Origin of the sequence: Enterobacter chuandaensis (assembly GCF_003594915.1) — a bacterium.
GTDB lineage: Bacteria > Pseudomonadota > Gammaproteobacteria > Enterobacterales > Enterobacteriaceae > Enterobacter > Enterobacter chuandaensis.
In genome coordinates, this window is record NZ_QZCS01000001.1 from 570,279 (window position 1) to 592,556 (window position 22,278).

The following is a 22,278-nucleotide window of genomic DNA, read 5'->3' on the forward strand; positions in this document are numbered from 1 at the left end:
CGTTGTATTCCTCCATAAAAAGATACAAGCCTAAATTCCGTGTAGCTTATATCCCTTACGATACACTGAGCGCAAAGAGACGTCCTTCTCTTCCACCGTCAAAAAAACTTATAAAAAAACTTGACCTGTATATTTAAAATATGAAGGCAAACTGCTGTCCAATAAACACCACTATTCCAGCAAATGAGAGATAGGGTCCGAAAGAAATAGTGAGGTTATTTTTATTTAAATTATTTAACGCGAAATAGCCTGCGATACCGCTCAACGCTGCGGCGAGCTCAATTGAAGGCAGCGCCTGCCAGCCGCACCAGGCGCCTAAGGCCGCCAGCAGTTTAAAATCGCCATATCCCAACCCTTCCCGCCCGGTCAGAAGGCGAAAGGCCCAGTAGAGCAGCCAGAGCGAGAGATAGCCCGCTACCGCACCGAACAGCGCATCGCTCAGCGGCAGCCGGTGATCAACCGCATGCAGCAGTAATCCCGCCCATAACAGCGGCTGAGTCAGGCAGTCCGGCAGGAGCTGGTGCCGCCAGTCGATCATCGTCAGGGGCAGCAAAAAGGCGGCCAGCAACCACACGGCAAAGAGGGACTGAATGTCCGGCATCCACCAGGCGGTGATACCGCAAAACAGTGCGGAAAAAAGTTCGATTAAAAATATCCGCAAGGGGATTGCCGTTCTGCACTGGCGGCAACGGCCACGCAATAAAAGCCAGCTGACCAGCGGAATATTCTCCCAGGCGGACAGCGTGTGCTGGCACACCGGGCAGTGTGAGGCCGGGAAAAGCAGATTACCGCTCCCATCCTCCTCCATCACCATTCCCGGCACGCGTTCGGCGACCACCCCAAGAAAGCTCCCGACAATACCGCCGAAGATCGCACTCATTACCGGGAACCCTATCGGGTAAACGTCCCGCATCAGCGCGAAGGCACTCATGCCGTTTTGCTCCAGGTGAGCTGGACTTCCGCTTTCACATCACTGAGGTGATCGACCGGCGTGAGGTTCATTTTCTGCAGCCGAACGCCGGAAGTCTGGTTAATTTCGCGCAGCCAGTTCTTTAATTCATAGACGTTAACGCGGTTGACCACGAACGATAAGGTTTGCCCATCCTGACGAACATCCGTCAGAGGCAGATGAATTTCCTGCGCGCTGTTCTCTACCACCGTGCGTGGATTATCCGTTTTGACAATCTGAACCTGGAGGTGATTTTTATCTATTTCGCTACGCATCCAGTTTAGCGTCTCTTTTTGTCTGGTCAGCGTGGCTTTACTATTTTGAATCATATTATCCAGCGGGATCATGCCCGCGTAATAAACGACCGTCCCCAATAGTGCGACGGCACATATTTTCAGAATAACTTTTTCCCTGGCGCTGTAATTCTGATAACGAGACTTAAGCTGCGTGATTCGCTCTTTCATTTATATTTCCCTGCGATCATGGCGGTATAAGGTGCAGAGGTCGAAACCGGCTGTAAGGTGAAATCAAAATATTCACCGGCCTGGTTTACAAACGTCTGCAACGCGGATTGGTTTTGTGAACTGGCGCTCAGCGTCAGCGTGTTTTGTTGAGCATCGTATTCGAGGAGAGTGATCTCCAGCGCGGGCACGGCCTGCCTGGCTTTTTCCAGGTCTTCCAGCTGCAGAAATACCCCTTTGCTCTGCTTTTTCATATTTTGACCAAAGTGATATTTGATATTGGTCTGCTGACGCATGCTGGGGAAATGGTGCTGGTAAACCTGAAGGATCTCCTGCTGAAGCTGATTTTCCTGCTGCACCAGCATCCAGGCCATGGCGACGCGCGGCCCAAGCAACAGCCCGAAGGCCAGCACGCCCGCTGCGGCGAGCGCCGCTTTAACGCCTTTCGAGGCTTTACCGTTACCCGCTTTAGGGCTGAATTCACCGTGCAGGAGCGTGAGGCGACAGGCCTGCCACTGCGGCTGGATCAGCACCAGCGGATGCTGCCAGGGTTGAACGATGTCGACAGCCACACCGGCAGGCGCTTCGCCATAACAACACACTTCGCCCTCTCCGGCCTTCTGCATCAGCAGCGGCAGCAGGCTCGCCTCCATTTCACTGGCGACATGCAGTGATAAACGCAGCCAGTAGCTGTCGTCCAGGGCGACAAGGGTACTGCCGCCTGCCGTTACGGGCAGCAGCCAGGCATCCGGCAGCGCCTGGATCACCTTCAGCCCCGCCTCCTGACAGCGGCTCAACCACCCGCGCAGCAGATCGGCGTCTATCGCCACCGCATCCACCTCGGCGCCTTTTTTGTTGAGCACCGTCCAGTGGAGATTATCCACGTCGCCAATCAGCGTCTCTTCCGCCATCCACGAGAATGCCGTCGCCTGAGAGGCGACTTTCTTCGGCAGCGTAAAATGGCGGAAGATCATGCTGCTGGCGGGCAACAGCAGACACACACGGGCCGCCAGTGGATGTTCCGCCAGCGCGCCCAGGCTCTCAAGCATCTCAACCTGCTGGCTGCCGGAGACACACCACATTATTTTCCCGCCCTCGCGGTTATCGGGACGAACAAAAAGTACCTGTTTCATAGCGATCTACTTTTCTTATTCAATCATTCGGTAACGACGTTGCCACGTCACGATCTCACCGGCTTCGTTATTGACCTGAAGCTGGCTAACCACGCGAAGCGTTAATTCATCGGTATTGCCGGTATAGTTCACGCGGAAATACCGGCTGCTGGTGGAGAGAAGCTCAGCCACCTGCGGGAGATCGTCCTTCAACTGCGGGAAGGTCTGCTCCAGCGCCTTGCTGAAGGTTTCCATATTTTCCCATCCGGTTTCAGGACGCGAATCAATCAGACGAAGGGCATCATCTTCGGTTATTTTTCCGGGGAACAGGGCGGCCAGTAAGGCGGCCTGCTCCGGTTTCAGGGTGTTCACATCGACCTTGCTGGCGGAGTCCGGCAGCGCGCAAAGCAGCTTGCTCACCTTCGGGTAGGCCGCTGCCGGGAACGCAGGCAGCTGCTTGATCTCGGCTATCGCGCGCATCATCTGGTTCGCGGGCTGACGGGCGGGCATGACGCCGGCCCAGGCATCCGTCTCTGTCCCCTCTTTAGCCGTCGTTGTGTCGCCGTCGAGATAATCCACCAGCTGTTGATAGACCTCTTCCGCCGTGGTGTGGCTGAGGCCGCTTTCCGTCAGGATCTGCTCGACAATCTGCTCGTTACGCGGTTTTTCCGGCACGGCAGGCGCGTTTTGCCCCTGCGTCACTTTTTCAGCGGCCAGCAGATTATTGACGTTAAAACAGTCCTGCGCGTCTTCAACCTGGCTGACCACCGTGTAATCTTCGCCCCGCGTCTCCAGCGGCTGGTGCCAGTCGCCTTCAGGATCCAGGGGCTTGCTTTCGCCGCTGGCATCGGTCTGCAGGCGGTCTTTCACCACCTTCTCCTGAGCCAGCATCGCCCAGCGCAGCTGTTGCTGACTGACCTGATAATGGGTCTTCTGCAGGTTGCGGCAGAACTGCTGGCTGATTTTGGCGGCCAGCGCCGACATCATCACCAGCAGGATCAGCACCACCAGCAGCGCCACCCCTTTCTGTTTATGTAATGCACTCATGATTTTGCTTCCGGTGGCGATGGCGGTGCTGGCGCGGTCTCCGGCGCGGCGGCGGGCGCTGGTGCAGCCGCTTCAGGCATATCACCCGGGGTCGTGAAGACCCAGCGCCAGGTGTCGCCGTTTTCCATGGTCAGCGTCAGTTCCACGCCCTCCGGCAGATGCCCCGCGTCACTCCAGCTTTTCTGCCAGCCCTGACGGTAAAAACGCCATTGCAGGGATTTCACCTCGTCGACAATCGGCACTTCATCGGGTTTAACGTCCACCGGGCTGTCTATCACCGGCCAGATGTCGCGATACAAGCGCCCCTCTTCCAGCCGCCAGCGCACGCGCTCCAGCTGGACCGTTCCGCTCACCCCGTTCAGGGTGGTCAGTTCAAGGGTGTCGCCCTCCTGACGAAACAGCTCCGGCTCGTTGCGCGGGGCGCGGGCCTGAAGCTGGAAAAAATCGCGCTCCATCAGGCTCCAGGCGCGCTGAAGCTGGTTGAGCTTTGCAGCGCTGGCATCGGTGGCCGAGCTGGTACGCATCGCGCCGTCCAGAATTTGCCAGGCCAGGGTGCTGATCACCGCGAAGATGGTCAGCGCAATCATGATCTCCAGCAGGGTAAAGCCGCGCTGGCGTCGCGTTTTTTTCACTTGTCCTCTCCCGGCGGAATGATGTGCAGCGAAATAACCGGCTGGCTGTCGTCGCCTTCGGCGTAAACGCGGATCGCGTTCGCCCAGACGCCGTCGGCGGTTTTTATCCGCTGCTTGCGCCAGGCCCAGCTGCGTCCGCCCATGATTTCCGCGCCCTGCTGTTCAGCATCCGGGAAGTCAGTTTTCGTGAGCTGCGCTTCCGCCAGCTGGTTTTCCGCCACCCAGCTGGCCTGGAGCGTGTCGGCCAGACCGTGGGTAAAGCGCACGTTCAGGGAGACCGAGTTCATCAGCGCCAGCGCGGCGGTGGAGAAGATCACCAGGGCGACCATCACCTCCAGCAGCGTCATCCCCTTTTGCTTTTTGTTGCCGTTAGCCATCGTTTTCTACCGATACCGGGGCCGCCCCTTGCGACACCACGCGGAAATGGTGCTGTTTGTCGTAGCTTTGCAGCGTCAGCGTGAAGCGGCTGATTTCACCGTCCGGTAAAAAGATCACCTGCGGCTCGGACGCCACCGTGGCGGCCAGACGCTGCGGCGAGAGCGAAACGTGCATCTCCTCCGGGAAATCACCTTTGGTGGTAATCCGGCCCGCGGATAACGGCACCCAGTGACGTTCACCGTTTTTATCGTCGATTGTCACCAGCTGATAGTTGTCCGTGGTTATCACCAGCCCGACAATATTTCCGTCCATCACCGCGCGGTCTGAACCATAATCAACGAGGGCTTTCAATTGCTGGCCAAATATATCCGCACCGCTGCGCGAAGGTATTGTTGACACCACCATCATGGCGCAGCTGGCAAATATCACCAGCGCCAGAATAATTTCCAGCAACGTAAAGCCGCGTTGTTTTTTCATTATTTCTCTTTCTTATCCAGAGACCAGTTTGTAATATCATCGGCGGTATTGGCCTCACCGTCCGGACCGGCTGAGAAAACGTCAACCGCGCCGTGTTCGCCAGGGCTCACCAGAATATAATCACCGCCCCACGGATCCTGTGGCAGGCGACGGATATAGCCGCCCGCGCGGTAACCGTTCGGGATAGGTGCGATTTCAGGTTTGGTCACCAGCGCCTGCAAACCCTGCTCGGTAGTCGGGTAGCGGTGGTTATCCAGCTTATACATATCCAGCGAGCCTTCGAGCGCGACAATATCGCTGGTCGCTTTTTGTTCGTCTGCTTTCTCTTTATTACCCATTAAGTTTGGTACCACCATGCTCGCCAGAACGCCGAGAATAACGATAACCACCATTAATTCGAGCAAAGTAAAGCCCGCCTGGCGAGCCAGGTTTTTACGTTTTAAAGCCATGATTTAACCTACCATATTATTAAGTTGCAGAAGCGGTTGTAATATTGACAGTACGATGAATAAAACAATCGTTGCCATGGATACCACCAGCGCCGGTTCAAATACCGACAGCGTTAATGTAATTCGATGCTGTAATGCCGATTCCTGGTTTTCCGCCGCGCGGTCCATTAAATTACCTAATTCCCCGCTCTCTTCGCCGGAGGCGATCATATACAGCATGGTCGGCGGGAATAATTTCGCCTGTTCCAGCGCCGCATACAGGGATGCCCCCTGACGCACGGTATCGGCGGCCTGCTCCAGCACCTGCCGGGCATAGAGGTTTTCGATACCGTCCATTGCGATGTACATCCCCTCCAGCAGCGGCACGCTGCTGGCCTGCAGAATGCTCAGGGTGCGGATGTAGCGGGCGCTGTTGATGGCGCACACCAGCTTTTTAATCGGCGAACCGTTCACCAGCCAGCTGTTCCAGCGAAAACGGTTTTTGGCATTCCTGAGCCAGGTTTTAAAGCCGATAAAGCCGCCGCCCAGGATGCCCACAATATAAATGCCGTACGCCTGCAGGAAATCGCTCACCGCAATCAGCGTGCGGGTGGTGATCGGCAGTTGCTGTTTCATATGGGTGAACTGCTCAATGACCTGCGGCACGACTGCCACCAGCAGGATGCTGATCACCTCGATGGCCACCACCGTCAGGGTGATCGGGTAGACCATCGCCTGCGTCAGCTTGCTTTTCATCTTCTGGCGCTGCTCGTTGTACTCCGCCAGCTTCTCCAGCACGTCGCCCAGGTGGCCGGTCTTTTCACCGGCCATCACCAGGGTGCAGTAGAGCTTGTCGAAGGTGCGCGGGAACTGGCTAAACGCGTCGAACAGCGTGTGCCCCTCCACCACCTTCTCGCGAATTTCCACCACCATTGCCGCCAGCTTTTTGTCTTCCGTCTGCTTCGAGATCGCCTTCAGCGCGCTCTCCAGCGGCAGCGCGGCGTTCACCAGCGTGGAGAGCTGACGGGTAAACATCGACAGCACCGGCGTGGAGAGCTTAGCCCCGGTTTTGGCTTTCCCGGATGCCGCCGCCTCGCGGGTTTCGGTGATGCTGACGAGCATCAGCTTTTGTTCGCGCAACATCTGGCGAACCTGCTTTTGCCCCTCGGCCTGCAGCGTGCCGCGCTGGGTTTTGCCTGCGACATCCGTCGCCGTCCACGCGTAGAAGGCCATTACGCATCTCCCCCACGTTCGGCGGTCACGCGCATCACCTCTTCCAGCGAGGTCACGCCGCTAATCACCTTCAGCAACCCGTTTTCACGCAGGCTGTAGGCCTGCTTAAAGAGCTGCGTTTCGATGGATATTTCGTCTTTATCTTCATGAATGGCGCGGCGCATGGTGCTGTCCACCACCAGGAATTCATGAATACCGGCACGGCCCTGATAGCCGCTCTGGCGGCAGTGCTCACACCCCACCGCGCGGTAAATCGCTTTTGGCGGCGCGTCCATAAAGCTGAACAGCGCTTTTTCATTGGCGTCCAGCGGACTGGTGGTCCGGCAGTGCGTACACAGCCGACGCACCAGACGCTGGGCAATGACACCGAGTAACGATGAACCGATTAAAAAAGACTCCAGCCCCATGTCCCGCAGACGGGTTATCGCCCCTGCGGCACTGTTGGTGTGCAGCGTAGACATGACCAGGTGACCGGTAAGCGACGCCTGTACCGCAATTTGTGCGGTTTCGCCGTCACGAATTTCCCCGATCATCACCACGTCCGGGTCCTGACGCAGAATGGCGCGCAGCCCGCGGGCAAAGGTCATGTCCACGCGCGGGTTAACCTGCGTCTGTCCCACCCCTTCCAGCTCGTATTCAATCGGGTCTTCAACGGTCAGAATGTTGCGCTCGTGGCCGTTCAGCGCCGAAAGAATGGCGTACAGGGTGGTACTTTTACCGGAACCTGTCGGCCCGGTGACCAGGATAATGCCATGCGGGCGGTCGATCAGCCCTTTTAACTTCTCCAGCTCTTCATCGATCAGCCCGAGCTTGTTGATGTCGGGCTTCAGGTTACTTTTGTCGAGCAGACGCATCACCACGCGCTCGCCGTACTGGGACGGAATGGTCGAGACGCGGACGTCGATCGCCTTGCGGCCAATGCGCAGGGAGATACGGCCATCCTGCGGCAGTCGTTTCTCGGCGATGTCCAGCTTCGACATAACCTTAATACGTGACACCAGCAGCGGCGCGAGCTTACGCGCCGGCTGCAGCACCGGGCGCAGCACGCCGTCGACGCGGAAGCGAATGCTCAGCGTGCGCTCGAAGGTTTCGATATGAATATCCGACGCGCCGTCCTTCACCGCCTCACCGAGAATGGCGTTGATCAGGCGGATCACCGGCGAGTTTTCGTCGTTATCGAGCAGATCTTCGTTATCCGGGATCTCCTCGGTTAACGCCATCAGGTCGATGTCCGCATCCATATCATCCACCAGCTGCTGCGACACGCCGCTGCTCTGCTGCCAGATTTTAGCCAGCATCTCGTCAAAGGCTTCCGGCGTCAGGGTGACCGGGACGAACGCGCGTCCCAGCACCCGGCGCACTTCCAGCAGTGCAAACGCCGGGGTGTCATCACGGATATAGACGTCATTGTTGTAGAACAGAACGCCGTTATCTTTTGCGTAGCTGCTGCTGCACAGCGTTTTACTCAGTTCGTCCACGTTATCCCCTCCGCCTTAGTGTTTGAACGGATTACGCGATGCGCTGGCGCTGGTTTTCACCGGTGCGGCGGCATCGACGGGAAACGCGGGCAGAATGGCGTTATCCGCGGGTTCAATAATGCCGAGCTTTTTCTCCTCCACGCGCTGCTGCTGGCGGGCGCGGATCTGGTCATATTTCTCTTTCGACGCCGCGCTGTAATTGTCGTCGTCGCGCAGGACGGTGGTATGGATAAACACCATCAGGTTGCGTTTCGACGTATCCTGCGAGGTGTAGCGGAACAGCTGTCCCACCAGCGGGATATCACCCAGCAGCGGCACTTTGGAAACCGACTGCTTGGTCACGTTCTCCATCAGACCGCCAAGCACCACCGTCTGGCCGCTGTGCACCATCACTTCGTTATTGATGGTGCGGGTGTTGAAGGTTGGGCCGAGGCTGGCATCTTCCGTCGCGCTGTTGTCGACGCTGGAGACTTCCTGCTCAATTTTCAGGTGGATCATGTCGCCGTCGTTGATTTGCGGCACAATTTTCAGCTTGGTACCCACGGTCTTGCGCTCAACGGAGTTAAAGACGTTGTCGCCGCTGGTGGTCTGCGAACCGGAAAGCACCGGCACGTCCTGACCCACGTTAAACGACGCTTCTTTGTTATCCAGCGTGACCACGCTTGGCGTGGAGAGAATGTCGTTTTTACCGTCGGTAGAGAGGGCGGTCATCAGGGCGCCAAAATCGCCGTTAAAGAAGCCGGTCGCCAGGCCGGTGAAGCTCGCCCCTTTCATGGTGCCGTTTTTGATCTGGCTTATCGGCAGGCCGGTTGAGCCAAACTGCACGCCGCCGTGCTTGCTGGTCCACTGCACGCCGAGATCCAGGCCGTTGCCGTCCTGCACTTCCGCAATGATCGCTTCCACCAGCACCTGCGGACGACGAATATCCAGCTTGTCGATCACCTTCTCAAGGGAGTTCATCACGTTAGGCTGCGCGGTGATTACCAGTGAGTTAGTTGATTCGTCGGCGGTAATATTCAGATCCTTCGAGGCACTCGCAGTTTTCGCTTTTGCGGTGCCCGGCTTGTCTTTCAGCTGCTCGCCAATCCCGGTGAGGACCGGAACCACTTTGGTGGCGCTGGCATATTTGAGATAGAAGACGCGGGTATTCCCCTCGTTATTCTGCTCGCGATCCAGCTGATGAATAAGGGAACGGGTACGCGCGCGCGCATCTTCCGGGCCGCTGATCACCAGGCTGTTGGTTTCGTCATCGGCCACCACTTTGGTGGCCAGCTGCGGCGCGTTCTGCCCTTTCTGCTCCTCGTTGCTGAGGTTGTTCAGCATGTCGGAAAGCTCTTTGGCAGAGGCAAAGCGCAGCGGAACGATCTCGCGGCGCTGGATGCCGTTGTTATCAACGCGCTGAACCAGATCCACCAGGCGGTTTACCACCGACGCTTTGCCGGTTAACAGCAGCACGTTGGACGGCTCGAAATGCACCACGTTACCGATACCGGTGGCATCGTTAAGCTGGCGCAGCAGCGGAGCCAGTTCGCGCACCGGCACATTTTCCATGCGCACGACGCGGGTGATGATCTCATCGCCTTTGCCTGGGTTTTTGCTGTCGGCCAGCGGCGCACCCGCGGTGCGGGCTACGCTTGAGCGCACCACTTTCACCATACCGTTGTCCATCGGGATGACCGACAGACCGTACAGATCCAGCACGCTCAGGAAGAACTGGTAATACTCATCTTCCGTCAGCACGTTGTACGTTCTGACCGAGACGGTTCCCTGGACGGACGGATCGACCAGAATGGTTTTGTTGAGATTGCGGCCTACCGTATCGATAAACTCGCGGATATCGGTATTTTTAAAGCTCGCGCTAAAGTTGGCTGCAAGCAGCGAACTGGAATATAACGACAATGCGGTCAGCGCCACGCACGCCCAAGGAAATTTCTTCATGTCTGTACACTTGTTAATTGTTTAGAACATTAACCCGAATATTTTCAAGGTGAGCGTGACGTCGGACGACGACCTCCGCTTCTTTCATTTTCGACCAGTTGGCAATAATACTTTTTGCCTTTACTTCGTCGGTCATATCGACAGAGTTGACTTCTACTGCCACGTCGCCTTTTTGTAGCCCGGAATGGCTATAAAACGCGGAGGCATTCCTTGGATTGATGTTGTAGCCTTCCAGCTGGCCTTTTTCGATTAACGGTTTTAACACCAGATAATCATCCAGATGCACGCTTTCCGCGCCTGCATCTTTCGTCGATTTGGTTACCGGGCCGCTATCAACGCCGCCCTTAAAATAGTCAGGCTTATTTAATGCCAGTACCTGCGTAGCACCTTCGTAATTAACCACCACATTGTCTTTGTTAATTTCCTGAATAAAGGCATCGTTAAAGCCGGTCAGCGGCTCGCCTTCACGATAGCTTTTCTGCCCCCCCGGCGTTTTGATCACCGCGAAGGATAGCCAGGCGTCATCGCTGCGCACGATACCTTCGATCTCCGCGGCCAGCGGGGCTTTCGCCGCAGCCGGTAAGCTGTCCTGACGTGCCGCAGCCGTGAAAAGGGTGAATATCTTTTCTTCACGACGACTTTTCAGCGGCTGTTCATCAGATTTAGCCAACTTATTCGTAACTTTTTTATAATCTTTAAACGTCAGATACCCTTGCTGGCCGCAAAAAATTAACAGCGCAAACATAATGCAAGGGGTTATCCACCGTGACAGAAATGAGAACCTCATTTTTCATCTGGCCTTTAGCAAAGCGAAAATAAGCAGCGTCGTGCTGCGCCAATATGTGAGAAAATAGTAATGAGCTGCTGTAAATACGACCACTGACTTTGCCGCTAACTTTCATACAGAAAAATATTGACCGTATAAAATCCAGATGTTAGGCGATATCAGCAGGATATTTTTACCCTGTGCGCAAATTGACCACCCTATAGCGTTGCTTTACTTTCTCGTCCTGTTGCTATTCCTAATCAGAGACGGTAAGTCGTTATGTATCAGAGCCATTTTAAATTTAAAAACCCGCCGTTCAGGGAAATCACCCGTTTATCCGGTGATTTTCTGGTGCCTTATCATCAGGACGTGTTCAACCTGCTGAAAGAGAAAAGCCAACAGGCGGGCGTGAGCGGTCTCTTTTGCGACGATGCCCGGCTGTCAGGCCAGTTCAGCCATGCGCTGAAATCGGCGATCCCTGGCGTTCTTGCCATCAATGCGTTTCCAAAACTGAGTGCCAGTAGCCTGCTGTACAAGCTCAGCCCGGGAACGAAAGAGAACAAGAACCGGGTTCAGGCGGTGGATGCCGTGCTGCAGCAGTGGCAGAGCGGGAAAACCAGAACAAAAGTGCTGGTCATTACCCATACCGAAGCCATGAAAGAGAGCTGCCATGAGGTGCTGGGCATGTTGCTTGCGCGCGCCCAGGAGCTGGAGTTTCGTCTGGCCGTGGTGCTGATGGGCACGACGGATCAGGACGCCGTTCTGATGCAGCAATCTCAACTGCGTGAATATGCACATACCCGCCACACGTTACGCCCCCTGACCTGCCGGGAATTCCTCAGCTATGTGCAGGCGCAGTGTGAAGAACACGGGTGCGAGAATTCGCCGCTAACCCCGGCGCGCGTGCGCAAGATGCACGCGCTGACCAAAGGAAATATCTGCAAGCTGAATGAGCTGGCGCATCTGTCGATGCTGGCTGCCTGGACCGAACGTTCAGCGCAGGTCAGCCCGCGTCATTTACGCCTGGCGGCGGGAGAGATCCTGCCTGCGAAAAAACACGGTAAGCGCCTGGCAACCGTGGGACTGTTCGCCTCTGTACTTTTCGCCGCCTGCGGCTGGTATTTGACCTCTTCGATTAACGCAAAACTTCCGATTCAACTGCCGGTCCCCATCAGCTGGAAACAGCAGGCACCGAAAGTTGCGGCACCCGTGGTGCCGGTTATCGACAACGAAATGGTCAATCAGCCGGATGCGATGCACCAGCTTTACCTGATGTGGGGATATGACGCCTCGGCGGACGATGCCCTGTGTCAGAACGCCGCGAAGGTGAATCTGATGTGTAAACAGGGTAGCGCCACGCCGGATGCGCTCGCGAAGGAAGGTTATCCGTGGGTGAGTGAACTCAAAACCGGTGACCATCTTAACTACGCCGTGGTCGCCCGTGTCGGAGATACCTCTATCGACCTGCTGATGAATAACCGCACCTGGCAGGTGAGCCGCAGCTGGTTTAACCAACATGCGACAGGGAACTATACCCAACTCCATCGCCTGACGCCGGAAGGCAAAGATGCCGTCAACGCCGCCAGCGATGCGAAGGACATGGGCTGGCTGGATCAGCAGCTGAGCGTGGCTCTTGCCCAGCCTGAAACACATTCACAAACCTGGACGGCGGAGATGATGAAACGCACCCGTGAGTTCCAGCAAAAAATGCATCTGCACGTGGATGGTATTCCTGGGGAAGATACGCTGATGCAGCTGATGCGTGAAACGCATACCACGCCGAGCGTACTGCTTCAGGCCACTCATGACACACCAGACGCTAAAACGCAGGAGAAGCATTCCTAATGTCGACTATCTGTCTTGCGGCTCAGCGCAGCTATACCAGCGGAGAGGCGGTCTGGTTTTCGTACCGCCTGCCCAGCCTGAGAAAATTCTTCAGTCATACTTTTTTATGGACGTTGGGTCTGTGCGCCATGGTGATGGCGGGACTGTACGCACACGTTTACTGGAACCTGCGCCATCCGGCGCCGGAACCGGTTAAAGCCAGCGTCGCGAAACCCGAAACGCAGCTTTCAGATATGCATTATGTGTATGTGAGTAAGCCGTTCCCGCATCCACATCCTAAACCCGCGCCGGTGCACGCTGATGTTCCGGCCATGCAGGATCTGCCGATCAACAGCGATGATGCTGACTGGCAGCAGGCGCCTGACGGCGGCGTGCCGCACGATACATCGCGGGATACGTTACCCGGAACCGAAGCGCACGATGCGGTCCCTGCCAGCGGAGGGAGTGACGATGCCTCACTAACCGAGTTATTTAAGCAGGCATTAAAAGAACAGCAACAGGATTATTCGCAAGGCAAAATTCCCGCGCCGCCGGTTGACGAGACGCAGGATAATTCGCAGAAGGATATGTTGCATAAAGCGGATCCCCGGTCGCCTTTAAGTGAGAAAGGAGACCGGCTGGAATAGTTAATATTTTTCAGGCAAGGTTGTCAGGTTAAGGAGTCGACCCTTTTCCACAACAATATATTGACCTTTTTTCAGGTCGGAGAGGATTTTAATTATGGTGCTGCGAGCCAGGTTGGTGTATTCCTGAATATAATCATAAATATTGATATCGCGCTGATGATGGACAATCAGATCGTTAATTTCATATAAAAACTCACGTACCACCGAATAAGCACTGCGGGCAACCAGCACATCGTCGCGTTTGCTCAGCATGCAGATGTACCAGGAGAGAACTTTCGTCAGTTCAGGCCATAAATTGTTGTCGGTCATCAGCTGCGCGAAGACCTCTTTTTTGATCGAGCGCACCACGGTGTTGGCGCGAACGAGGCCGTACATATGGGTTGCGTTGTAGTACATTGAAGAGAGGCCAAAAATGCACTGGCCCGTTACCGTGAACATGCACAGCTCGTCGGATTCGCGTCGGAATTCCACTTCGCCGCTGACGATAATATGAATATACTGTGAGTCAGACGTCGATATTTTTTGCCACTTCTTTAAGGTTTTCTCTTCAAAACCTGAGGTTGCAGAAATAATGGCTTCCATTTCATGTTGCGGACGTAATTTTTTTGCGTAGATGCTTAACATTGTTATACCCGATTTAAGATGTGAAATTTTAATTTACAGAAATAAGGCAAAAAAAAGCCTTAACCTCAGAATATTTTCCTGAAGATGTTCTCAAGGAGAAAAATAAAAGCGATATATTCATCTGCTGCATTACTTAGCAAGCTATGTGTCTATCTTAAATGCGGATAATTTTAAGTCAATTAACTAAAAATGAATTGAGTTTGTACTTAAGATTAATCTGAAGAAATTAAGGGAAAAACTACCTATTCGGGGGTATTCCGAAGGATTACCCCTGCCCGTATTTCTCTAAGAGCGCTTCGGCAATAGCCATCGTTTCAACATCAGCGATGCCGTTCCACAGCTCAGGCCTGAAGTGCATCTGGAATGCCATAATGATACGTTTCTGCTGCGCCGGAGTGCTGTTGACCGGCACCTCATAGCCGTAGCGCGCGAGTAAATCGAGTAACGCGGCGGTATCTACCAGCTGAAAGCGCGGCCGTCCGTTTATATAGAAAGCCACGCGCGCGGGGTCGGGCCATGCCCCTATCCCCTGCTGCGCCAGCTGTCGCCACGGGAACAGCGGGCCAGGATCGTCTTTGCGCTGAGGCGCAATGTCCGAATGGGCCACCACGTTTTCAGGCCTGATGTGATAGCGGGCAATAATGTCTTTCGCGAGCGGCACCAGCGCTGCAATCTGCGCAGGCTCAAACGGCGTAAAATGTTTCACCCCGGCCGTTTTCTGCCAGCCACGATTTTCCAGTTCAATGCCGACAGACGTATCATTTATACGGTTAGTGCCGCGCCAGAAGCTGATGCCCGCATGCCAGGCCAGCTCGCTCTCCGGCACCAGCTGCCAGATGCGCGGCTTACCGTCCGGCAACGGGGGCTTCGCGGGGATCAGATAATGCGAACTGACGTTTTTGTCGGTTAAGGTCGCAAGCGACGTGTCGAAGTCATCGGCAGTGTAGTGGATCACCAGCACCTTGATACGCGGGTAGGCCGCCTGCGCCTGATGACGGGTATCCAGCTCGTAGGTGCCTTTATCCACAATGCCTTTTTCCTGGGCGCATCCTGCCAGCAACATCGCCAGCAGGAGCGTTGAAAGCGAACGCTTCATCGACGGGTTTTCACCGCCGTGCCGCTTACGCTCACCATCAGCATGCTGGCATCTTTTCCGACCGTTTCGTAGTCGATATCAATGCCCACCACCGCATCCGCGCCCAGCGCTTTAGCCTGCTCGCCCAGCTCTTTAAACGCAATTTCGCGCGCTTTACGCAGCTCTTTTTCGTACGCGCCGGAACGTCCACCGACGATGTCACGAATGCCGGCAAAGAAATCCCGGAAAATATTCGCGCCCAGAATCGCTTCGCCGGTGACCACGCCGCAGTACTCGGTAATAGGTTGCCCTTCCAGGGTTGGCGTTGTTGAAAACTGCATACTTTCTCTCCTTCTTTAGCGTTCAATGCGTTAGCAACAGCATTATCGGTTCGTTACGCTATGATTGAAAGGATAGTTAATAAATAAGGAAATCAACATGCGCTACTCTGCTTTAACGCTTTTAGTGCCCTGCGCGCTGGTGCTCAGCGCCTGTACTACCACGGTCACGCCAGCCTTTAAGGATATCGGTACCCGCAGCGGCCCTTGTATCGAGGGCGGCCCGGACGCCGTGGCGCAACAATTTTATGATTACCGTATTCAGCATCGCGGAAACGATCTGACCGCCCTGCGCCCATACCTGAGCGATAATCTGGCAAAACTGCTCAACGATGCCACCCGGGATCCACAGCATAACGCCCTGCTGAAATCCGATCCGTTCTCCAGCCGCGCCACGCTGCCGGACAGCGCTGAGGTAGCCAGTGCATCAACCATCCCGAACACCGATGCGCGAAACATTCCGCTGCGCGTGAAGCTGACCCAGGGCACTCAGACCTGGCAGGATGAAGTGCTGATGATCCGAGAAGGCCAGTGCTGGGCCATAGATGACGTGCGCTATATTGGCGGCAGCGTTCATGCCCCGGCAGGCACGTTGCGCCAGTCGGTTGAGAACCGCTAAACCATCCATTGCAAAAGCGTTACCCCCGAAAAATGTGCGGCATTTCATGCGGAATGCCGACATTTATACTCGCCGACCTTGCCGTTCGCTATTTTGTGCTATGTTTAAGAGGAAATGCGGGTTATATTTAACTTTTAACGCAGAAATATTGCATAACTATTCTGTCAACGGTACTATCTGCGGCCTCAATTGCTATAGATTGCCTGGATGAGTAAAGACTGCCCCGATGAGTATTAAACTAAACGGCATTAACTGCTTCTACGGCGCACACCAGGCGCTGTTTGACATCACGCTGAACTGCCCGGAAGGCGAAACGCTGGTTTTGCTTGGCCCAAGCGGTGCAGGCAAAAGCTCCCTTCTGCGCGTCCTTAATCTGCTTGAAATGCCCCGTTCAGGTACGCTGGCTATCGCCGGTAACCATTTTGATTTCGCGAAAACGCCGTCCGATAAAGCGATTCGTGAACTGCGTCAAAACGTCGGCATGGTCTTCCAGCAATACAATCTCTGGCCGCATCTGACCGTCCTGCAAAACCTGATTGAAGCCCCGTGCCGCGTGCTGGGATTAAGCAAAGATCAGGCCATCGCGCGTGCCGAAAAGCTGCTGGAGCGTCTGCGTCTTAAGCCCTACAGCGACCGCTACCCGCTGCACCTCTCTGGCGGTCAGCAGCAGCGCGTGGCGATCGCCCGCGCGCTGATGATGGAGCCCGCGGTACTGCTGTTTGATGAACCGACCGCAGCGCTGGACCCGGAAATCACCGCCCAGATCGTGAGCATCATTCGCGAGCTGGCGGAAACCAATATCACGCAGGTCATTGTTACCCACGAAGTGGAAGTGGCGCGTAAAACCGCCAGCCGTGTGGTCTACATGGAAAACGGGTATATCGTTGAGCAAGGTGATGCGAGCTGCTTCGCGAACCCGCAAACCGATGCCTTCAAAAACTATTTATCTCATTGATTGTGTCAGGGGAAATATAATGAAAAAAGTATTACTTGCCGTGCTGCTTGCTGGCGTTACCCTTTCCGCTACCGCAGCCCAGACCATTCGTTTCGCCACGGAAGCCTCTTACCCTCCGTTTGAGTCCATTGATGCGAATAACAAAATTGTTGGCTTCGACGTAGACCTGGCAAACGCCCTGTGTAAAGAGATCGATGCAACCTGTACCTTCAGCAACCAGGCGTTCGACAGCCTGATCCCAAGCCTGAAGTTCCGCCGTATTGACGCGGTGATGGCCGGTATGGACATCACGCCTGAGCGCGAAAAGCAGGTGCTGTTTACCACCCCTTACTACGACAACTCCGCCCTGTTTATTGGTCAGAAAGGGAAATTCACCTCTGTCGATCAGCTGAAAGGCAAGAAAGTCGGCGTGCAGAACGGTACCACGCACCAGAAATTCATCATGGATAAGCATCCGGAAATCACCACCGTTCCGTACGACAGCTACCAGAACGCGAAGCTGGATCTGCAGAATGGCCGTATCGACGGCGTGTTTGGTGATACCGCTGTCGTGACCGAGTGGCTGAAAGCCAACGATAAGCTGGCGCCAGTGGGCGACAAAGTGACCGATAAGGATTACTTCGGTACCGGTCTGGGGATTGCCGTTCGTCAGGGCAACACTGAGCTGCAGCAGAAATTCAACGCTGCGCTGGAAAAAGTGAAGAAAGACGGCACCTACGAAACCATCTACAAAAAATGGTTCCAGAAGTAATTCCTGATGAATGAATTTTTACCTTTAGCAAGCGCCGCCGGGATGACCGTCGGCCTTGCCGTTTGCGCACTGATAATCGGCCTTGTGCTGGCGATGTTCTTCGCGGTGTGGGAATCAGCGAAATGGTTCCCCGTCGCCTGGGCAGGCTCCGCGCTGGTCACCGTGCTGCGTGGGCTACCGGAAATTCTGGTGGTCCTGTTCATCTATTTCGGCTCCTCACAGCTGCTGCTCACGCTGTCGGACGGCTTCACGATTAATCTCGGCTTTGCGCAAATCCCGGTGCAGATGCAGATTGAGAACTTCGACGTCAGCCCGTTCCTGTGCGGCGTAATTGCCCTCTCCCTGCTCTACTCCGCGTACGCGTCGCAAACCCTGCGCGGTGCGCTGAAAGCGGTACCGCAGGGGCAGTGGGAATCCGGCCAGGCGCTGGGCATGTCGAAAGCAGCCATCTTCTTCCGTCTGGTGATGCCGCAGATGTGGCGCCACGCCCTGCCGGGGCTGGGCAACCAGTGGCTGGTATTGCTGAAAGATACCGCGCTGGTGAGCCTGATCAGCGTGAACGATTTAATGCTGCAAACCAAAAGCATCGCCACCCGTACTCAGGAGCCGTTTACCTGGTACATCGTGGCGGCGGCTATCTACCTGGTGATCACGTTGCTCAGTCAGTACATCCTCAAGCGTATTGACCTGCGTGCGACGCGCTTTGAACGGAGACCAGGCTGATGCTTGAATATTTCCCGGAGTTGATGAAAGGGCTGCACACCAGCCTGACGCTGACCGTGGCGTCCATCATTGTGGCGCTGATTCTGGCGCTGATCTTCACCATCATCCTGACGCTGAAAACGCCGGTGCTGGTGTGGACCGTGCGCGGCTACATCACCCTGTTTACCGGTACGCCGCTGCTGGTGCAGATCTTCCTGATCTACTACGGTCCGGGCCAGTTCCCGTCGCTGCAGGAGTATCCGGTTATCTGGCATCTGCTCTCTGAGCCATGGCTGTGCGCCCTGATTGCCCTTTCGCTGAACAGTGCGGCCTATACCACCCAGCTGTTCTTTGGTGCGATCCGTGCCATCCCGGAAGGGCAATGGCAGTCCTGCGGGGCGCTGGGCATGAGCAAGAAAGACACGCTGGCGATCCTGCTGCCGTACGCCTTTAAGCGCGCGCTCTCCTCTTATTCCAACGAAGTGGTGCTGGTGTTCAAGAGTACCTCTCTGGCCTACACCATCACCCTGATGGAAGTGATGGGCCACGGACAGCTGCTGTACGGACGCACCTATGACGTGATGGTGTTCGGCGCGGCGGGCGTGGTTTACCTGGTGGTGAACGGTCTGTTGACGCTGATGATGCGCCTGATCGAGCGCAGAGCGTTAGCGTTTGAGCGCAGAAATTAATCACGTAAATGCATAAAACGGTATTGATAAAGCGGGTAACCTGATGGGTTATCCGCTTTTTTTTATTCCAGAATAAATATTTAATCATTTATATTGAATATAAATTCATTAAATGGCATTGTACTTTCATAAGACCTACAGACGGGAGTATTACAATGAAAAAGTTAGTTCTGGCCGCACTACTCGCAACCTTCGCCGCTGGCGCATCCGCAGCTGATAAAATTAATTTTGGCGTTTCCGCCACCTATCCGCCGTTTGAATCGCTGGATGCCAGCAACCAGATCGTCGGTTTCGACATCGACCTGGCGAAAGCGCTGTGCAAGCAGATGCAGGCCGACTGCACCTTTACCAACCACGCGTTCGACAGCCTGATCCCGTCGCTGAAATTTAAAAAATACGACGCGGTGATCTCCGGAATGGACATCACGCCGGAGCGCAGCAAGCAGGTGGCGTTCACCGACCCGTACTACGCCAACTCGGCGGTGGTGATTGCGAAGAAAGGCGCTTATACCTCTTTCGATCAGCTGAAAGGCAAACGCATCGGGATGGAAAACGGCACCACCCACCAGAAATACCTGCAGGACAAGCATCCTGAAGTAAAAACCGTGGCCTATGACAGCTACCAGAACGCGATTATCGACCTGAAAAATGGCCGTATCGACGGCGTATTCGGCGACACCGCCGTGGTCAACGAATGGCTGAAAACCAACCCGCAGTTGGGTACGGCGACCGAGAAAGTCACCGATCCGCAGTACTTTGGTACAGGCCTCGGCATCGCGGTACGTCCGGATAACAAAGCCCTGCTGGAAAAACTGAACGGCGCGCTGAAGGCGATTAAAGCGGACGGCACGTATCAGAAAATCAGCGACCAGTGGTTCCCGCAGTAACCTTTTTTGCCGGGTGACCTGGCCTACGGGGGGGTAGTCTGTAGGCCGGGTAAGGCGAAGCCGCCACCCGGCAATTTCTCAAAGCGGCACAAAGAACCTGAACCGCGCCCCGCTCGCCGACTCCATTAGCCTGATCCCGCCCCCGTGCAGCTCCAGCATGCGATTAACGATCAACAGCCCTAATCCACCCCGATTCTCACGCGATGCCTGGGTATTCAGCGCCGAAGGCCGCTGGAACAGATCGTCGCGCAGCGAGGCATCCACGCCCGTTCCGGTGTCTGCCACTTCCACCTGGAGTTGCTGTGCTTCCTGCCATACGGCAAGACGGATCTCACCGCCAACGGGCGTATGACGGATGGCGTTATCCAGCAGATTGGTCACCACCCGCTCAATCATCGACACGTCGGCATAGACCAGCGGCAGCGGACCCGGTACATCAATATGCAGATTTAACTCGCGCGTGCGGGCCGCCAGCTCAAATTTTTGCGCAACGTCGGACACCAGCTCACCCATGGCAAAACGCTCGCGCTGCGGTTTAATGCCGCCGTGTTCAAGGCGTGCGAGTTCGAACAGCTGCTGCGCCAGGTGGCGCATCTTTTGGCCCTGACGCAGCGCAATGGCAAGGTACTGCTGGTGTTCCTCGGGCGTGAGCGTGGCGGATTTCAGCGACAGCATCTCCAGATATCCCAGCAGCGACGTCAGCGGCGTGCGCAGATCGTGCGAAATATTGGCGATAAACTCCCGGCGCTGGCGATCGCTGTCGGAAAGCTGATCCCACTGGGAGGTGATTTTGCGCGCCAGCTCGATAAAGGTGTTACGCAGCACGGCCACTTCGTCATTCCCCGTGCTCTCCAGCGGCTGCGCCGCCAGCTGTTTGATGGCGCTGATGCTGTCCTGCTCAAGCCCGGTGACCTCTTCCGTCAGGCGTTTAACCGGACGCGTTACCCAGTACCAGACCAGTAATCCCGCCAGCAGCCCAAACAGCGCCACCCACAGCAGTGACCACAGGACGGTACTCCACAGCGCCTTGTGCCAGGCCATTTCCGCCAGCGCGTTCGACTCCTCGCCCTGCAAAATAATGTACAGATACCCCTTTAGCTCACCATCCTGACGCAGCGGGGTGGCGCTAAAGACTTTTTTATTCTGGCTGCGCGGATCGTCGCCGAAGACCGGCATCGCCGCGCCGCTAAGGAAGTTCTGTACCGGAACAAGGTCGATTTTTTGCCGCTGAATATGGCCCGCCGGCGCGGCGTCCGCCAGGATATCGCCGTCAGGAGAGATAACGTATAGCTCAACGCTCGGATTAAAGGTCATCAGTCGGTCAAACAGCGGCTTGAGTGAGGTTCTGTCGACCCTGCCCTGCGCATCCAGAATCGGCTCACGCTGGGCGATCTGCTGCGCCAGCCCACCGGAGAGCCGCTGCACCATCGCATTGCCGTACTGCGTGCTGCTGTAAAGCTGCACCGCGCAGGCCACGGTGGCGCAGAGCATCAGAAGCAGAATGAATAACAGCGTCAGCCGCTGGCTCAGGCTAAAGCGGCGCATCTTGGTTTGGCTCCGCAAATTTATAGCCTTTGCCCCAGACGGTGCGAATAATCTCCGGCTCGGCGGCATCTTTTTCAATTTTGATGCGCAGGCGGTTGATATGGGTGTTGACGGTGTGCTCGTAGCCTTCGTGCTGATAGCCCCACACCTGCTCCAGCAGCGCCAGACGGGAAAACACCTCGCCTGGGTGGCGGGCAAAAAAGTACAGCAGCTCGAATTCGCGCGGGGTGAGATCCACCACCTGACCGTGGAGCAATACGCTACGCCCAGGGGATCGATCGTCAGGCCGTGGGCCTGAATTTGCCCGTCAACCTGCGCCTGCCCCATCGCCTGCTGGCGGCGGAACAGCGCTTTGATGCGGGCAATCAGTTCCTGTACCGAAAACGGCTTTGCCAGATAATCATCGGCGCCAGTTTCCAGCCCGGTGATGCGGTCGGTTTCGCTGCTGCGGGCGCTGATGATGATCACCGGCAGGTAGCGGGTCATCTGACGAATGCGGCGGCAAATCTCCAGGCCGTCAACGTTGGGCAGCATCAGGTCGAGGATCACCGCATCCCACGGCTGTTTTTCAAGGCGCTGCAGGGCGTTGCCCCCGTCGGGCTCGTGGGTGATGGCGTAGCCTTCGTCTTCTAAATTGAGTCGCAGAAGCGCCGCGATATCGTGGTCGTCTTCCACCAGCAGGATCTGCTTCATGGGTAAGCCTTCAATCATGTCTTATGACGT

At 55.7% G+C, this 22,278-nt stretch carries 24 protein-coding genes and 1 pseudogene; 8 read left to right on the forward strand and 17 right to left on the reverse strand.

Annotation, left to right across the window (positions count from 1 at the left end):
- Positions 1-133: 133 nt before the first annotated feature.
- From D5066_RS02855 to gspC, 12 genes are read right to left on the reverse strand one after another with little or no spacing between them, the layout of a single operon-like run.
- On the reverse strand, positions 134-931 hold the full coding sequence (locus tag D5066_RS02855; protein ID WP_119914987.1) for a prepilin peptidase: 798 nt from the start codon (positions 929-931) through the stop codon (positions 134-136).
- Positions 928-1,413 (reverse strand): type II secretion system protein M, encoded by a 486-nt coding sequence (locus D5066_RS02860; protein WP_119914988.1) that lies wholly within the window; start codon positions 1,411-1,413, stop codon positions 928-930. The genes D5066_RS02855 and D5066_RS02860 overlap by 4 nt, the downstream gene beginning before the upstream one ends.
- The gene (gspL, locus tag D5066_RS02865) at positions 1,410-2,543 is read right to left on the reverse strand and encodes a type II secretion system protein GspL (RefSeq protein ID WP_119914989.1); all 1,134 of its coding nucleotides are present in this window, start codon (positions 2,541-2,543) and stop codon (positions 1,410-1,412) included. The genes D5066_RS02860 and gspL overlap by 4 nt, the downstream gene beginning before the upstream one ends.
- A 15-nt stretch (positions 2,544-2,558) precedes the next feature.
- Positions 2,559-3,569, reverse strand: a complete 1,011-nt coding sequence (gspK, locus tag D5066_RS02870; protein WP_119914990.1) for a type II secretion system minor pseudopilin GspK — start codon at positions 3,567-3,569, stop codon at positions 2,559-2,561.
- A complete protein-coding gene (gene gspJ, locus D5066_RS02875) occupies positions 3,566-4,201 on the reverse strand; it encodes a type II secretion system minor pseudopilin GspJ (protein WP_119914991.1) in 636 nt (211 codons plus the stop codon). The genes gspK and gspJ overlap by 4 nt, the downstream gene beginning before the upstream one ends.
- Entirely contained in the window at positions 4,198-4,578 is a 381-nt protein-coding gene (gene gspI, locus D5066_RS02880) for a type II secretion system minor pseudopilin GspI (protein ID WP_119914992.1), read from the reverse strand. Before gspI ends, gspJ begins: the two co-directional genes overlap by 4 nt.
- Positions 4,571-5,056: a type II secretion system minor pseudopilin GspH gene (gene gspH / locus D5066_RS02885; protein WP_080327738.1), complete on the reverse strand. Its 486-nt coding sequence runs from the start codon at positions 5,054-5,056 to the stop codon at positions 4,571-4,573. The genes gspI and gspH overlap by 8 nt, the downstream gene beginning before the upstream one ends.
- A complete protein-coding gene (gspG, locus tag D5066_RS02890; RefSeq protein ID WP_119914993.1) occupies positions 5,056-5,505 on the reverse strand; it encodes a type II secretion system major pseudopilin GspG in 450 nt (149 codons plus the stop codon). The genes gspH and gspG overlap by 1 nt, the downstream gene beginning before the upstream one ends.
- A 3-nt stretch (positions 5,506-5,508) precedes the next feature.
- A complete protein-coding gene (gspF, locus tag D5066_RS02895; protein WP_119914994.1) occupies positions 5,509-6,717 on the reverse strand; it encodes a type II secretion system inner membrane protein GspF in 1,209 nt (402 codons plus the stop codon).
- Complete coding sequence (gene gspE / locus D5066_RS02900) at positions 6,717-8,195, reverse strand: type II secretion system ATPase GspE (protein WP_119914995.1); 1,479 nt, start codon at positions 8,193-8,195, stop codon at positions 6,717-6,719. The genes gspF and gspE overlap by 1 nt, the downstream gene beginning before the upstream one ends.
- A gap of 15 nt (positions 8,196-8,210) precedes the next feature.
- A complete protein-coding gene (gspD, locus tag D5066_RS02905; RefSeq protein ID WP_080327740.1) occupies positions 8,211-10,133 on the reverse strand; it encodes a type II secretion system secretin GspD in 1,923 nt (640 codons plus the stop codon).
- A gap of 13 nt (positions 10,134-10,146) precedes the next feature.
- Entirely contained in the window at positions 10,147-10,878 is a 732-nt protein-coding gene (gene gspC / locus D5066_RS02910) for a type II secretion system protein GspC (protein WP_119914996.1), read from the reverse strand.
- 300 nt (positions 10,879-11,178) lie between these two features.
- Between gspC and D5066_RS02915 the strand changes: the two genes are divergently transcribed.
- Positions 11,179-12,744, forward strand: coding sequence for an ExeA family protein (locus tag D5066_RS02915; protein ID WP_119914997.1), 1,566 nt, complete (start codon positions 11,179-11,181; stop codon positions 12,742-12,744).
- Positions 12,744-13,370, forward strand: coding sequence for a type II secretion system protein GspB, cryptic system variant (locus tag D5066_RS02920; RefSeq protein WP_119914998.1), 627 nt, complete (start codon positions 12,744-12,746; stop codon positions 13,368-13,370). Before D5066_RS02915 ends, D5066_RS02920 begins: the two co-directional genes overlap by 1 nt.
- Here the strand turns inward: D5066_RS02920 and D5066_RS02925 are convergent, their stop codons facing one another.
- The 3 genes from D5066_RS02925 to D5066_RS02935 all read right to left on the reverse strand — a co-directional run bounded on the left by D5066_RS02925 (position 13,371) and on the right by D5066_RS02935 (position 15,410).
- The gene (locus D5066_RS02925; protein ID WP_080327744.1) at positions 13,371-13,994 is read right to left on the reverse strand and encodes a helix-turn-helix domain-containing protein; all 624 of its coding nucleotides are present in this window, start codon (positions 13,992-13,994) and stop codon (positions 13,371-13,373) included.
- A 265-nt stretch (positions 13,995-14,259) separates the two neighbouring features.
- A complete protein-coding gene (locus D5066_RS02930) occupies positions 14,260-15,090 on the reverse strand; it encodes an N-acetylmuramoyl-L-alanine amidase (RefSeq protein WP_119914999.1) in 831 nt (276 codons plus the stop codon).
- Positions 15,087-15,410, reverse strand: coding sequence for a heavy metal-binding domain-containing protein (locus D5066_RS02935; protein WP_006174327.1), 324 nt, complete (start codon positions 15,408-15,410; stop codon positions 15,087-15,089). The genes D5066_RS02930 and D5066_RS02935 overlap by 4 nt, the downstream gene beginning before the upstream one ends.
- Positions 15,411-15,507: 97 nt before the next feature.
- Here D5066_RS02935 and D5066_RS02940 point away from each other — a divergent pair, with 97 nt between their 5' ends.
- The 6 genes from D5066_RS02940 to artJ all read left to right on the forward strand — a co-directional run bounded on the left by D5066_RS02940 (position 15,508) and on the right by artJ (position 20,010).
- Entirely contained in the window at positions 15,508-16,026 is a 519-nt protein-coding gene (locus tag D5066_RS02940; RefSeq protein WP_119915000.1) for a lipoprotein, read from the forward strand.
- Between the two features lie 226 nt (positions 16,027-16,252).
- Positions 16,253-16,981, forward strand: coding sequence for an arginine ABC transporter ATP-binding protein ArtP (gene artP, locus D5066_RS02945; protein ID WP_008500030.1), 729 nt, complete (start codon positions 16,253-16,255; stop codon positions 16,979-16,981).
- A gap of 19 nt (positions 16,982-17,000) precedes the next feature.
- A complete protein-coding gene (gene artI, locus D5066_RS02950; RefSeq protein ID WP_008500032.1) occupies positions 17,001-17,732 on the forward strand; it encodes an arginine ABC transporter substrate-binding protein ArtI in 732 nt (243 codons plus the stop codon).
- A 6-nt stretch (positions 17,733-17,738) separates the two neighbouring features.
- Positions 17,739-18,455, forward strand: a complete 717-nt coding sequence (gene artQ / locus D5066_RS02955; protein WP_080327747.1) for an arginine ABC transporter permease ArtQ — start codon at positions 17,739-17,741, stop codon at positions 18,453-18,455.
- Positions 18,455-19,123, forward strand: coding sequence for an arginine ABC transporter permease ArtM (artM, locus tag D5066_RS02960; RefSeq protein ID WP_119915001.1), 669 nt, complete (start codon positions 18,455-18,457; stop codon positions 19,121-19,123). Before artQ ends, artM begins: the two co-directional genes overlap by 1 nt.
- Positions 19,124-19,278: 155 nt before the next feature.
- Entirely contained in the window at positions 19,279-20,010 is a 732-nt protein-coding gene (artJ, locus tag D5066_RS02965) for an arginine ABC transporter substrate-binding protein ArtJ (protein WP_033145047.1), read from the forward strand.
- A gap of 78 nt (positions 20,011-20,088) precedes the next feature.
- On the opposite strand, the gene D5066_RS02970 is transcribed toward artJ, so the two are convergent.
- Together D5066_RS02970 and D5066_RS02975 are read right to left on the reverse strand one after the other, a co-directional pair.
- On the reverse strand, positions 20,089-21,555 hold the full coding sequence (locus D5066_RS02970) for a sensor histidine kinase (RefSeq protein ID WP_119915002.1): 1,467 nt from the start codon (positions 21,553-21,555) through the stop codon (positions 20,089-20,091).
- A pseudogene (locus D5066_RS02975) lies at positions 21,542-22,248 on the reverse strand (response regulator transcription factor). Before D5066_RS02975 ends, D5066_RS02970 begins: the two are co-directional and overlap by 14 nt.
- Positions 22,249-22,278: the final 30 nt, after the last annotated feature.

Coding starts and splice junctions, on each gene's coding strand:
- artM (WP_119915001.1), top strand. CDS start 18,455: ATGCTTGAATATTTCCCGGAGTTGATGAAAGGGCTGCACACCAGCCTG.
- artQ (WP_080327747.1), top strand. CDS start 17,739: ATGAATGAATTTTTACCTTTAGCAAGCGCCGCCGGGATGACCGTCGGC.
- artP (WP_008500030.1), top strand. CDS start 16,253: ATGAGTATTAAACTAAACGGCATTAACTGCTTCTACGGCGCACACCAG.
- D5066_RS02970 (WP_119915002.1), bottom strand. CDS start 21,555: ATGCGCCGCTTTAGCCTGAGCCAGCGGCTGACGCTGTTATTCATTCTG.
- gspH (WP_080327738.1), bottom strand. CDS start 5,056: ATGAAAAAACAACGCGGCTTTACGTTGCTGGAAATTATTCTGGCGCTG.
- D5066_RS02935 (WP_006174327.1), bottom strand. CDS start 15,410: ATGCAGTTTTCAACAACGCCAACCCTGGAAGGGCAACCTATTACCGAG.
- gspG (WP_119914993.1), bottom strand. CDS start 5,505: ATGGCTTTAAAACGTAAAAACCTGGCTCGCCAGGCGGGCTTTACTTTG.
- D5066_RS02930 (WP_119914999.1), bottom strand. CDS start 15,090: ATGAAGCGTTCGCTTTCAACGCTCCTGCTGGCGATGTTGCTGGCAGGA.
- D5066_RS02855 (WP_119914987.1), bottom strand. CDS start 931: ATGAGTGCCTTCGCGCTGATGCGGGACGTTTACCCGATAGGGTTCCCG.
- gspL (WP_119914989.1), bottom strand. CDS start 2,543: ATGAAACAGGTACTTTTTGTTCGTCCCGATAACCGCGAGGGCGGGAAA.
- gspD (WP_080327740.1), bottom strand. CDS start 10,133: ATGAAGAAATTTCCTTGGGCGTGCGTGGCGCTGACCGCATTGTCGTTA.
- D5066_RS02940 (WP_119915000.1), top strand. CDS start 15,508: ATGCGCTACTCTGCTTTAACGCTTTTAGTGCCCTGCGCGCTGGTGCTC.
- D5066_RS02915 (WP_119914997.1), top strand. CDS start 11,179: ATGTATCAGAGCCATTTTAAATTTAAAAACCCGCCGTTCAGGGAAATC.
- artJ (WP_033145047.1), top strand. CDS start 19,279: ATGAAAAAGTTAGTTCTGGCCGCACTACTCGCAACCTTCGCCGCTGGC.
- D5066_RS02860 (WP_119914988.1), bottom strand. CDS start 1,413: ATGAAAGAGCGAATCACGCAGCTTAAGTCTCGTTATCAGAATTACAGC.
- gspI (WP_119914992.1), bottom strand. CDS start 4,578: ATGGCTAACGGCAACAAAAAGCAAAAGGGGATGACGCTGCTGGAGGTG.
- D5066_RS02925 (WP_080327744.1), bottom strand. CDS start 13,994: ATGTTAAGCATCTACGCAAAAAAATTACGTCCGCAACATGAAATGGAA.
- artI (WP_008500032.1), top strand. CDS start 17,001: ATGAAAAAAGTATTACTTGCCGTGCTGCTTGCTGGCGTTACCCTTTCC.
- gspF (WP_119914994.1), bottom strand. CDS start 6,717: ATGGCCTTCTACGCGTGGACGGCGACGGATGTCGCAGGCAAAACCCAG.
- gspK (WP_119914990.1), bottom strand. CDS start 3,569: ATGAGTGCATTACATAAACAGAAAGGGGTGGCGCTGCTGGTGGTGCTG.
- gspC (WP_119914996.1), bottom strand. CDS start 10,878: ATGTTTGCGCTGTTAATTTTTTGCGGCCAGCAAGGGTATCTGACGTTT.
- D5066_RS02920 (WP_119914998.1), top strand. CDS start 12,744: ATGTCGACTATCTGTCTTGCGGCTCAGCGCAGCTATACCAGCGGAGAG.